The following is an 11,806-nucleotide window of genomic DNA, read 5'->3' on the forward strand; positions in this document are numbered from 1 at the left end:
ACGCGTGTAGAAACACAAGCTAGTCGCCCGTGTCGGCAAGTCGCCGATCGACTTCGAAAACTTGTATTTGTTTGGACAGACCATCAAACGGGCGGAGGCGCCGGCTTCTGGCCGGCGCCTCCTTCAATATTACCAGAGGCTGTGTCGTCATCGGCGATGACGTGCACCCGGTATCAGAAATCGGTCGTCATGGAGACCTTCACAGTCAGCGGCGCACCCTGCGAAATCGTGCCGAAGCTCGCGACGCCGGACCAGTAGTCGAGGTCGAAGACGTTCTCGACGTTGGCCCGGAAGGTGACCGGCCTCTCATTGATCTCGGTCAGGTAACGGGCGCCGAGATCAAGCCGCGTCCAGGAGGGGATTTCCTGGGTATTTGCGGTGTTCACAAATTGCTCGTCCGTGTGGATGACATTGCCGGTGAGCGTCAGGCCCGGCAAGAAGTGCGTATCCCACTCCGCCCCCAGATTGACTTGCAGCGAAGGAACGCCGATCGGTGTATTGCCGCGCGTTAGGTTATCGGGCGTTTTCGTGATTTCACCATGAATGAAGGTGACGCCACCGAGCACTCGGATCTCGGGGGTCACCTCGCCGAAGACGTTCAACTCCACGCCGCGGTTGCGCTGCTCGCCGCCTTCGACGAAGACCAGATCGCTGCCGCGCGTCTCGAGCACGCCGAAAGGCTTTTCGATCTGGAACGCGCTGACGGTCACCGCTACCCGGCCCAGGTCGACCTTGGTGCCGATTTCATACTGTCTGGATCGGTAGGGCGCGAGCGTTTCGCCCGAATTAACCGCCGTCGTCGGAGCGGTGTCGCCGACGCTCAGGCCCTCGACGTAGTTGGCGTAAAACGCGACATTCTCCCACGGCTTGACGACGATGCCGGCGAGCGGCGTCAATGCACTCTCATCGGAAGAGCTGGTGACGTCGCCCGTGACTGGGCTGTAGTTTTCGGTGTCGATGTGCTGCCAGCGCCCACCCAAAGTCAGTTGCACGCGCTCATCGAACATCGACATCGTGTCGGAAAGCGCCAAACCGTAGAAGATGTTTTCCGAGATCCTCGGCACATGCGTCGGCTGCGGCACATCCTGCTCGGGGCGGGGGAGCGGATCGAAGATATGGGTTAGCTGCGCGGTCCCTGAATTCGAGCCGCGGGCGAGACTCTGCTGCAGTCCGCTGACCTGGAATGCGACCGAGTGATCAATGGCCGCCGTCTCGAACTCGGCGCGAACGCCCGCCTCCGCCGTCAGTCGGTCGACATCGAAAACGAAATTCTGCGGCGTGACACTGACGTCGCCTGCGGAGTTAAGAAGCAGTGGCGTGCCGAACAGCCGCTCGACGCGCGAGTTGCCACCGCCGACGGCTGCGAACACCGTGACGGCGTCGCTTACGTCATATTCGACCCGGCCCAACCAGGACAGGTCTTCCGTCCTTGTCCATTCCCACGGTTCCTGGATGTTGGAGCGACCGTCAGGCGCGTCGGGGATTTCAAAGGTTCCGAAGGGGAAGAATGGGCGAAGCGGAGCGTCGATGTCCTGCCGCTGCCCGATGACGTCCAATGTCGCTCTGAAGTCTTCTCCCTCGTAGTCGAGCGCCAGTGCCCCGACCGCTACGTCCAGTGACTGGTTGTCGATCGCCGTGTCGCCGCCGTGATAGCTGCCGTTAAAGCGGACGCCGAATTGCCGCTCATCGCCGAACCGGCGGCTGATGTCGACGTGGCCGCCGCCGTAAAGATCCGAAGCATAGTCGGTCGTCACTCGGGTCAGGTCGACGTCAGACGCGCGCTTCGGCACGATGTTAATGGTGCCGCCGACGCTGCTGTTCGGGGATATGCCGTAGAGGAGTGCCGTCGGCCCTTTAAGCACCTCGACGCGTTCTGCATAGTCGGTGAACAGGCGGTAGGTCGGAGCGACGCCGAAGACGCCGTCGAAGGCGACTTCGCCGAAGTTCCCCTCATTGAGCGGAAACCCTCTAATGTAGAAGGAATCCAGCATACCGCCGGATGCGTGCGTGCTCCTCACCGAGGGGTCGTTGGCCAGGACGTCGGCTACGGTCTTCGCGTTCTGGTTTTCGATCGTCTCTGCCGTGTAGCCGGTGATGTTGAACGGCGTATCCATGAAGCCGCGGTTGCCGAGCAAGCCTACGCGACCGCCGCGCGCCACCTGCCCCCCGGCATAGTCTTCCGGTTCAGTGCCGATCGTCCCATTCGAAGCACCCGCCTTCACCTCGAGACGCTCCAGCGCCGTCACATCTTGCGCCAGTGCGGCGCGGCTTACCGTCGCCACCAAGACAGCCAGCAGTCCAACACGCAATTCCATACGCAGCCCCCCGTTGTGAACAATGACCAAAACAGTCGGCTCGCTTCGCAGGGAGTTGAGTGTGTTGGCTCAAAAGGGGTGTTAGATAACTTGATTTTTTCTGTCAACAAATAGAGCGCATCGTTTGACACTTGCTCACTGGCACATCACTGTGCACCCGTGGACTGCCCGGATATTGATCGAGAGGGTGTCGATCACGACTGGCGCAAGACATTGTAAGAGCGATTAAGAATGCTTCTCTTGGGCCTCGTTTACTAACCGCCGCACAAATTCGCCCGCGGGCAAATTGTTTCCTGCCGATGCGCCCTGACCCGCCCACATCGGCAAGAAGTCCGGGCGTATGTCGCCGTCGGCGCTGCGTCCGAGCGGCATCGTCAGCGATGCCTGGAGCGGAAAGTCGAGCACCAACGCATCACCGGCCGCCATTTCGGAGGAGAAACGATTGCGAAGGACACGCGCGGGCCGACCGGTGTACATGCGAGTAACGTGCGTACTCAGGTCCGTGGCAGCTCGCAATGCTTCCCGGTAGGGCGGCGGCACGTTACTTTCGGGACAGCCGAGAAAAGCCGTGCCGATCTGAACGCCGCTCGCCCCAAGCTTGAAGGCCGCCTCAATCCCGCGGCCGTCGAATATTCCGCCAGCAGCGATAACAGGCACGCGCACCGCATCGACGACCCGTGGAACAAGCACCATTGTACCAACGGTGCCCGCGCCGGCATCGTCGGTAAAAGTCCCTCGGTGCCCGCCGGCCTCCGCTCCTTGTGCAATAATCGCATCGACGCCCGCCGCCTCGAGCCAGCGTGCCTCGGCCACGGTGGTCGCCGAGCTCAAGATGAGGCAGCCTGCCCGTTTCAGCGCGTTCAGCGCATCGGCACCAGGCAACCCGAAGTGAAAACTCACCACGCGGGGCCGCAGTTCGAGCACCAAGCCCAGCCTGCTCGAATCAAAGATGGGGAAAGGCTCGGTCGCTTCGGGCGCCGTACCCAGCCCGAGTTCATCATAATAGCGCTGAACTCTTTGCCGTGCCTCGGCGGCGGCCTTATTGTCCACGGAAGGTCGCGGATGCGCGAAGAAATTCAAGTTGAAGGGGCGATCGGTAGCGGTCCGAATCGCCGCGACTTGTTCGCGCACCAGCTCGGACGGCAGGAGGCCGCAGCCGAGCGAACCTAGGGCGCCCGCATTGCACACCGCCGAGACCAACTCGGGCGTCGTGATGCCGCTCATTGGAGCCTGTATGATGGGGTGCTCGATACCCAGAAGGTCCTGAAGATTTCGACGCGGCCACATGCGAGCCTCCAATCGACGAAGGTAATCAGGTCGACCAAAACGATATTGTACAACGCGTCCGACTCGGCGACCACATACAACGAGCTCGAAGTTGCCTGCTGAAATGGGATCGGCGCTGCGAAAATGAGCCGCGTCGATGCTGATGACAAACTTTCTGCCACGATCGCTAGTGGCTTCGTCCAGGCGCCGAGGTATCAACCTTCCTGTTCGGGATATTGCCTCCAGGCCCAACGGCGGCTGCAGCGCCAAAATAGAACGTTATTGACCACGCGAACCATGATTGGCCGCAAAAATAAGGGACTATGGTTCGAATCGCTTCAAGGCGGATAAACAGCCGACACCACGGACCGGCGCTCGTATTGCCGGTCTCCGATCGTCTCAGTTGGGTGGTTTCCTGTCGTACGTCTGGTTGACCAGAATGAGCAAGTAGCGCCAACAGCAGACATTTCGGGCACCGATTCCATATGGCCTAGCCGGAAGCGGCCGAGGGCGTGGACTCCTGTAAGGTCACCAGTCTTCTCGAACGATCGTCCACAACTGCATCGTAGCGGCGCGGTACAGCTCAGCGAGCTGATCGCACGCTCCGTTAGGGGGAGCTAATCTATGGCGCCAAACGAGCCCAATGTTGCAAGCAGGCGAGCCGCTGACTTCAGGTCGGCGGAGTTTGGATCTTTCACGAACTGCTCGAACACGGGCTGAAGAAGCTCTCGGGCACTCTCGCGTTCATCGCGATCGGCCAGGAGCGTCGCCAGGTAGGTTGTGGTGCGCAACTCCCAAGCCCGCGCCCCCTGACAGCGGCTGACCTCAAGCGACCGCGTCAGGCACTTTTCTGCGTCGTCGCTATCAGATTGCGATGCCGCAACCACAAGGCCGCCCTTCACACGAAGCAACTCTGCCGAGTAGCACAAATCACCGTTCGCCTCGACCGACTGAATCGTCTCGTCCACGAGCGCCAACGCTTCCGTGACCCGGCCAGCTGCTGCCAAGCCTTCAAGAAGCGAGAGTGTCAGCGGCGTGCTGAGCAGTTCGTAGGGTGCCTTGTGGAGCTCACGAATGCAATGCCGCAAGCTGACGATGCCCTTGTCGGTGTCGCCTCGACGGATGGCCAGTTCACCCATAAACCCGCGGCCGACTGCGAGATAAGGGCGTAGCGAATGGAGTGCGGCAGTTGAGAGAAGACGATCAGTGTGTTTGTCAGCACGTTCGAGATCGCCGACCCAGAGGAATACCGATACGGCCCAGACCAAGGCGATGGACAGCGTCAGAGGATGGTCAAGCGTTTCTGCGTCCGCAATCGTCCGCAAGGCTTGCTCGACCGCTTGGTCGGAAAGCCCTTGCAGCCACAGAGTCCTGGCGAGTATTGCGCCGGCCAGAATCCTCCCGTCGAAGCCGAGATAATTGGTCGTGGTTTGATTGGATCGCGGCCCAGTCCGTAACGCAGCTTCCAGCGCGGTCCGCGCGCGGCCGAAGTCACCATTTAGGTGGAGCGAAATACCCATGAGGGAGTAGGCCAACGTCGCCGAGTCGCAATCCTCCAGGGCTTCGGCCAGTGCGGAACAGCGCTCTGCATAATCCAGGGCGACCCTGAATTCTCCGGTGCGTAGGTGAAACATCTGCAGGGGACCGAGAACCTGAAGCTGGTCCAGTCCGTCGCCGCGCTCCTCAGCAATTGCCAGGCTTCTTTCCAATGCGACGCGCGCGGCATCTCTGCCGCCGTGCGTGAACATCAGCGAGACTCCCATCGCTGCCCGGAGATGCATCTCCTCGCGCCCGCCGCGCGTGGCATCGTCGAGAGCCTCCATGGCCCTGGCTGTCCAGCGATGGCATTCGGTCAGCAAGGACATCGACAGAAAGACAGGAGCTGCAGCGGCGGCAAGGCGAATGCCGACTTGCGTGTTTCCGGTGGGTCCAAAACACCAATCCAGGGCCGCGCGCACATTAGCAAGGCCGTCGAGGTGCAGCGCCCGTTGCGCCGCGCTCGATAGAGTCGGCCATTCGCCCCCGGTTTCTTCCAGCCACCGCATATAATAGATCGCGTGACGTGCGGCCAGATCGGCAAACTCGGCTTCCTCGATATCGAGCTGAAGGGCGTAGGCACGCGTGGTGTCCAGCAGTCGATAGCGCATCGTCGCTCCGGCGGGCCGTGTCGCGACCATCGACTTGGCGACAAGGCTGTCGAAGGCCTCGAAAACAATCGTCTCGTCGATACTGGCGTTCGTCACTACGGCGAGCGCGGCATCGATCGCGAAGTGGCCGACGAACACGGCAAGACGGCGAAGCACCCGCCGCTCGAATTCGGATAGCAGATTGGAGCTCCAGTCAAGCGTGGCCTGGAGGGTCCTTTGGCGCGGCGGCGCGGTTCGCTGTCCGGTCCAGAGCAAAGACAGGCGTTCATTGAGGAGGGTGGCCGTCTTCTGGATACCGTAGCTTGCGACCCGTCCAGCCGCCAATTCAATCGCGAGCGGCACCCCATCAAGCTTTCGGCAAATGGTCGCCACGACCGCGGCGTCGGCGTCGTCGAGGTCGAGGCGAGCCCCACTAGCGGCGGCCCGCTCCATAAACAATTCGATCGCCGGAAAGCCCTGCGCCATAGTGGCCGTAAGATCCGGTTCGTCCGGTGGGCAGGCGAGCGGAGCCAGTTTATAGACGTGTTCGCCCTCGACGTTGAGCGGCTGGCGGCTCGTTGCAAGCAGGTGAACCTGAGGCGCAGCGGAAAAGATGCGGTAGGCCAGATCCGCCGCTGCTTCGATGACATGCTCGCAGGTGTCGAGGATCAGGAGAATTCGCTTGTCGGCCAGATAGGTGGCTAGGGCTGAGACGAGGTCTTCGGACTGAAACGAAATCCCGAGAGTTGAGGCTACCGTCGCCGCAACCTGGCAAGGATCGGCCAATGCGCCCAGATCGACGAAATGCACGGCGCCATCAAAAGATCGGACCAGATTATGGCCTGCCGCGACCGCTACGGTCGTCTTGCCGATCCCGCCCGTGCCGACGATGGTCACAAATCGCTTCTCCGCCAGCAGCGCGGAGAGTACTGCAGTGTCGTCCGCCCGCCCCACCATGCGGACGAGCCGGCCCGGAAGATTGGCCTTTGGGAAACTGGCGGCGACCTCTCCTGGGACATCGTCCCCCTGACTCGATCGCTGGACTGGCGCCACAAAGCAGTATCCCCGCCCGGACAGGGTCGAAATGTATCTCGCGCTTTCCTTCCCATCGCCTAATGCCTTGCGCAGATTGGCGATGTGAAACCGCAGACTGCCTTCCTCGACGATCACGTCGGGCCACACACGATCCAGCAGTTCTTTCTTGCTGACGACTTCGTTCGGGCGTCCGGTCAAAACGACCAGGATGTCGAACGCGCGACTGCCGAGTTCCACAGGCGCCCCGTCTCGAAGCAGAAGCCGTTCATTTGCATTCAATGAGAAGGCACCAAACGAGATCGTCTCGCTCGCCGACTGCGTCATGCCATCATCCTTTGCGACTTGTGAAGGTCTGAAGCAAAATCCCACTCAAGACCCCACCTGGGGCGTCTTGCATAAACGATGGTTTCTCACGCAGTTGACGACCTGCAACAAGAACATAGTAGCCTGCTTCCAAAACTTCTAGTTGCCGATGAGCGCTAACAATTCCTCATAACGCATAACGGGCTCGTCGGGCGATCTCTCACTATGTGTCGAGCAGAGCCTCTGCCGACCCAAGGAGAGAATGACCATGTCCGCCCCGTCCCTAACACTCACGCGACGCCATCTGCTTGCCGGATCAGTGGCTGCAGGCGCTCTCTGGCTGCTTCCTGCGAAGGCGAGCACTGCCGTTGATAGCGAGGCTGTACGGCCCTTCCAGGTCAACATTCCAGATGAAGCAATCGTTGAATTGCGTCGACGACTGGCCGCAGCGCGTTGGCCCGGCCGTGAGACCGTCAAAGATCAAACACAGGGTGTGCAACTAGCGAAGCTCCAAGACCTCGTCGGCTACTGGATGACCGGCTACGACTGGCGGAAGGTGGAGGCCAGACTGAACACGCTGCCGATGTTCATCACTGAGATCGACGGCCTCGACATTCACTTCATCCACGTCCGCTCCCCTCACGAGAACGCCATGCCGATGATCATGACGCATGGCTGGCCCGGTTCAATCTTGGAGTTCCTCAAAGTCATCGGCCCGCTCACCGATCCCACTGCGCATGGCGGTGCTGCAGAGGATGCGTTTCACCTTGTCGTACCCTCCATCCCCGGCTTCGGGTTTTCCGGGAAACCGACGACGACCGGTTGGGGCTCCGATCATATTGGTCGTGCCTGGGCGGTCCTCATGAAGCGCCTGGGATACGAGCGCTACGTGTCGCAAGGTGGAGACTGCGGGTCGGTGATCTCTCATCGAATGGCGCTCCAGAACGTGCCGGGACTGATTGGCATACACGTCAACATGCCTGGAACCGTGCCGAAGGAAATCGCCGCAATTCTCGCCTCAGGCGGACCGGCTCCGAGCGATCTGACGGAGGACGAACAGGCAGCATTCGCCGCTCTGGAGACGTTCTACAGGGACAGTTCGGGCTATGCCGCCATGATGGTCACCCGGCCACAGACCATCGGCTACTCATTGGTCGATTCCCCTGTCGGCTTGGCTGCGTGGATCTACGAAAAGTTCGCCCAGTGGACCTACAGCGGTGGGCACCCCGAGCGGGTCCTGACGAAGGACGAGATGCTCGATGACATCTCCCTCTACTGGCTCACTGCAACTGAAACCTCCGCGGCCCAGATCTACTGGGAAGACCATTCGAATAACTTCAACGCCGTAGACATCCCTCAGCTTCCCGTGGCCGTAACGGTGTTCCCCGGGGAGATCTATTGCGCGCCGCGAAGCTGGGCCGAGCGTTGTTACCACAACCTCGTCTACTTCAGTAACGCCGAGAACGGCGGCCATTTCGCCGCATGGGAACAGCCGGAAATCTTTACCCGAGAAGTCCGAGCGGCCTTTAGGTCGCTCCGCTGATCGGCGCTCACCTTCGCAATGAGGAACGACGATATGACCGCACAGGCAAAACGGCTCTACACCGCCAAGGTCCGCACCACTGGCGGCCGGGACGGTGCTTCCCGCAGCTCCGACGGCAGGCTGGATATTCGGCTCTCGACGCCCGGCGGCACGGGAGGCGGTACCAATCCGGAACAGCTTTTCGCTGCCGGCTGGTCTGCTTGCTTTGAGGGCGCGATAGCCATCGCCGCTCGCAAGATGGGCGTTGCACTGCCTGCTGGCCTGGCGATCGATGCCGAAGTGGATCTCAACACCGACGACGGTGCCTACTTTCTCAGCGCGCGGCTCAATGTGAACCTGCCCGGTCTCGACCGCGACTTAGCACGAGCTGTCGTGGATGCAGCGCATCAGACCTGCCCCTATTCGAGGGCCACGCGCGGCAACATCGAAGTCGAAATCAACGTCACTTAGCCCCGTCGGCTCGATCAACGATCGGATCGCTGGCCAACGGCACACCGAAGGGCACCACAGCAATGAACTCAGTCAGAATTCCAGAAGAAATCGACCATTCCCGCCGGCGCCTTTTCGGCATCGCTGCCGCGACCGTAGCCGCGGCGCAGCTCGGCGCTATTCGCATAGTGAGTGCACAAGGTGTCGGTACGCAAGCCGCCGCCTCGGGCGCCATGAAGCCGCGGACGTCGTTCGCGTCGCTGAAGCGGATCAACGCGGGTCTGCTCAACGTCGGATATGCCGAGGACGGTCCTGCGGACGGACCGCCAGTCATCCTTCTGCACGGCTGGCCCTATGACATCTACAGCTACGTCGACGTCGCGCCTTTGCTTGCGAACGCAGGGTATCGGGTGATCGTGCCTTATCTGCGCGGCTACGGGACGACAGGCTTCCTGTCGGACGCCACGGCACGGAATGGCCAGCAGGCAGCGCTCGGCGTCGACGTCATCGCGTTGATGGATGCCCTCGGAATCCAGAAGGCCGTCGTCGCCGGCTACGACTGGGGAGCGCGGACCGCCAACATCGTTGCCGCGCTCTGGCCGGTTCGCTGCAAGGCGATGGTATCGGTCAGTGGTTATCTGATCGGCAGCCAAGCGGCGAACGAGGCCCCTCTGCCGCCGCAGGCCGAGCTCCAGTGGTGGTACCAGTTCTATTTCGCTACCGAACGTGGGCGTGCCGGCTACGCGAAAAACACCGGCGACTTCGCTAGGCTCATCTGGCAGCTCGCCTCTCCGCAATGGAAGTTCGACGACGCTACTTTCGCGCTGAGCGCGGCAGCCTTCGTCAATCCGGACCATGTCGATATTGTCATCCACAATTATCGGTGGCGGCTCGGTCTCGCCGAAGGCGAACCGGAATACGATGACCTGGAAAAGAAGCTCGCCACGTTTCCAACTATCGGTGTGCCGACGATTACGATGGAGGGCGACGCCAATGGCGCGCCTCATCCGGACCCCAGCGTCTACGCCAAGAGATTTTCCGGCAAGTATGAGCACCGCCTGATCACGGGCGGCATCGGTCACAACCTGCCGCAGGAGGCACCTCAGGCCTTCGCCCAGGCAGTCATCGACGTCGACCGCTTCTAGCCACTCGACAGAAGGAACATTGCGATGAGACGCCTTAATCTCGCACTGGCCGGGCTGGCAGCGACATTGGTCGGAACCGCGGGCGCGACGCTTGGAGCCGGCGCGGGTTCGGGCGCGACGAATGCCTCGCCGATCTACGGCGTGACGATCCCAGACGGCTACCGGGGATGGGAACTGGTCGCGCCGGCGCTGGAAGCGGACCCGCTGAACGAGCTTCGTGCAGTCGTCGCGAATTCGGTTGCAATCGAGGCATATCGGGCTGGCACGCTGCCGTTTCCGGATGGCACCGTCCTCGTCAAGCTCGCATGGAAGCGGGCGCAATCGCCCGAATTCGAACCCGCATCCGTTCCCGGCGCGTCGACAACCGTCCAGGTCATGCTCAAGGACTCGAAGAAATATGCAGCCACCGGCGGATGGGGCTTCGGCCGGTTTGTCGACGGCAAGCCGGTCGATGAGGCTCAGCACCAGACCTGCTTCGCCTGCCATGAGGCGCGCGTTCAGGGGCACGACTACGTCTTCACCCGGTTCGCCCCATAGCCCATGAGCCGGCCCATGGATTTTTGAGGAATCCAGCGCCCGCGGAATCGCCAGAACGACTCCGATGTTCGCATCGTCTGGAACGGCCACCATAGCCGCCGATTTCGATCAACCATGAAGGACATGTCAGATGAAAACACTGCTTGCAGCCTTGGCAATCGCCAGCGCTTCGTTCGGCAATGCATATGCGCAGGCCGACAAACCCACCATCGTTCTGGTCCACGGCGCGTTCGCGGATTCGTCGAGCTGGAACGGCGTCGTCAAAATCCTGGAGACGGATGGCTATCCCGTCGTGGCTGTCGCCAATCCGTTGCGTGGCGTCAAAAATGACGCCAGCGACGTCGCCGATATCCTTGGCGCCATCAAATCGCCTGTCGTCCTCGTTGGGCATTCCTACGGCGGCTCGGTCATCAGCGACGCGGCCGAAGGCCATGCAAACGTGAAGGCGCTGGTCTATGTCGCGGCCTTCGCGCCGGATGCGGGCGAGACCGCCGCGCAACTCGCCGGCAAATTTCCCGGCAGCACGCTTGGTCCGACCCTCGCGCCGCCAGTCACCCTGTCGAGCGGAGGCAAGGATCTCTACATCCGGCAGGACAAATTCCACGAGCAGTTCGCCGCCGACGTCCCCGAAGCCGAAGCCAAGCTCATGGCAGTGACGCAAAGACCCATTGAAGAAGCGGCGCTGAACGAGACCCAAGCGGAAGCGGCGTGGATGAAGATCCCGAGCTGGTTCATCTACGGTGACGGGGACAAGAACATACCGCCGGAAGCCTTGGCCTTCATGGCTGCACGGGCGCACTCGCGGGATACCGTGGTCGTCAAGGGTGCCTCTCATGTTGTGATGGTTTCGAATCCCGAACCCGTCGCCGGGCTGATCGAGAAGGCGGCCACTGAGGCATCGCGATGAAAGCAATCGTAATGAGCCGAACCGGCGGGCCGGAAGTCATCGAACTTGTCGAGCGGCCGGAGCCCGTCCTTGCGGTTGGAGAAGTCTTGGTTGAGATTGCTGCCGCTGCGTGTCCGTATAGCGATAGCGGACGACCGAAATGTAGTGACGGACCTCCGCTTTGAAGAGCTCGAATCGATCGAGCGATTGATAGCGGGGCG

The 11,806-nt window shown here is 61.3% G+C and carries 8 protein-coding genes; 5 read left to right on the forward strand and 3 right to left on the reverse strand.

Features of this window, described 5'->3' with window-relative positions; translation table 11 throughout:
• Positions 1–173 precede the first annotated feature (173 nt).
• The 3 genes from PYH37_RS10565 to PYH37_RS10575 all read right to left on the reverse strand — a co-directional run bounded on the left by PYH37_RS10565 (position 174) and on the right by PYH37_RS10575 (position 7,066).
• On the reverse strand, positions 174–2,315 hold the full coding sequence (locus PYH37_RS10565; protein WP_280731362.1) for a TonB-dependent receptor: 2,142 nt from the start codon (positions 2,313–2,315) through the stop codon (positions 174–176).
• Between the two features lie 225 nt (positions 2,316–2,540).
• Positions 2,541–3,602 (reverse strand): NAD(P)H-dependent flavin oxidoreductase, encoded by a 1,062-nt coding sequence (locus PYH37_RS10570; protein WP_280731363.1) that lies wholly within the window; start codon positions 3,600–3,602, stop codon positions 2,541–2,543.
• A 596-nt stretch (positions 3,603–4,198) separates the two neighbouring features.
• Positions 4,199–7,066, reverse strand: a complete 2,868-nt coding sequence (locus PYH37_RS10575; protein WP_280731364.1) for an ATP-binding protein — start codon at positions 7,064–7,066, stop codon at positions 4,199–4,201.
• A gap of 247 nt (positions 7,067–7,313) precedes the next feature.
• Between PYH37_RS10575 and PYH37_RS10580 the strand changes: the two genes are divergently transcribed.
• From PYH37_RS10580 to PYH37_RS10600, 5 genes are all read left to right on the forward strand, one after another.
• Entirely contained in the window at positions 7,314–8,588 is a 1,275-nt protein-coding gene (locus PYH37_RS10580; RefSeq protein ID WP_280731365.1) for an epoxide hydrolase family protein, read from the forward strand.
• 33 nt (positions 8,589–8,621) lie between these two features.
• Positions 8,622–9,038, forward strand: coding sequence for an organic hydroperoxide resistance protein (locus PYH37_RS10585; RefSeq protein ID WP_280731366.1), 417 nt, complete (start codon positions 8,622–8,624; stop codon positions 9,036–9,038).
• A 62-nt stretch (positions 9,039–9,100) separates the two neighbouring features.
• The gene (locus PYH37_RS10590; protein ID WP_425336055.1) at positions 9,101–10,162 is read left to right on the forward strand and encodes an alpha/beta fold hydrolase; all 1,062 of its coding nucleotides are present in this window, start codon (positions 9,101–9,103) and stop codon (positions 10,160–10,162) included.
• A 24-nt stretch (positions 10,163–10,186) separates the two neighbouring features.
• The gene (locus PYH37_RS10595; RefSeq protein ID WP_280731367.1) at positions 10,187–10,699 is read left to right on the forward strand and encodes a cytochrome P460 family protein; all 513 of its coding nucleotides are present in this window, start codon (positions 10,187–10,189) and stop codon (positions 10,697–10,699) included.
• Positions 10,700–10,829: 130 nt separating this feature from the next.
• Complete coding sequence (locus tag PYH37_RS10600; protein ID WP_280731368.1) at positions 10,830–11,606, forward strand: alpha/beta fold hydrolase; 777 nt, start codon at positions 10,830–10,832, stop codon at positions 11,604–11,606.
• Positions 11,607–11,806 lie beyond the last annotated feature (200 nt).

The organism is Sinorhizobium numidicum, from assembly GCF_029892045.1.
Taxonomy (GTDB): domain Bacteria; phylum Pseudomonadota; class Alphaproteobacteria; order Rhizobiales; family Rhizobiaceae; genus Sinorhizobium; species Sinorhizobium numidicum.

Excerpts from the sequence above, each read along its gene's own strand:
- PYH37_RS10575 (WP_280731364.1), bottom strand. The coding sequence starts at position 7,066 with ATGACGCAGTCGGCGAGCGAGACGATCTCGTTTGGTGCCTTCTCATTG.
- PYH37_RS10565 (WP_280731362.1), bottom strand. The coding sequence starts at position 2,315 with ATGGAATTGCGTGTTGGACTGCTGGCTGTCTTGGTGGCGACGGTAAGC.
- PYH37_RS10595 (WP_280731367.1), top strand. The coding sequence starts at position 10,187 with ATGAGACGCCTTAATCTCGCACTGGCCGGGCTGGCAGCGACATTGGTC.
- PYH37_RS10580 (WP_280731365.1), top strand. The coding sequence starts at position 7,314 with ATGTCCGCCCCGTCCCTAACACTCACGCGACGCCATCTGCTTGCCGGA.
- PYH37_RS10570 (WP_280731363.1), bottom strand. The coding sequence starts at position 3,602 with ATGTGGCCGCGTCGAAATCTTCAGGACCTTCTGGGTATCGAGCACCCC.
- PYH37_RS10600 (WP_280731368.1), top strand. The coding sequence starts at position 10,830 with ATGAAAACACTGCTTGCAGCCTTGGCAATCGCCAGCGCTTCGTTCGGC.
- PYH37_RS10585 (WP_280731366.1), top strand. The coding sequence starts at position 8,622 with ATGACCGCACAGGCAAAACGGCTCTACACCGCCAAGGTCCGCACCACT.
- PYH37_RS10590 (WP_425336055.1), top strand. The coding sequence starts at position 9,101 with ATGAACTCAGTCAGAATTCCAGAAGAAATCGACCATTCCCGCCGGCGC.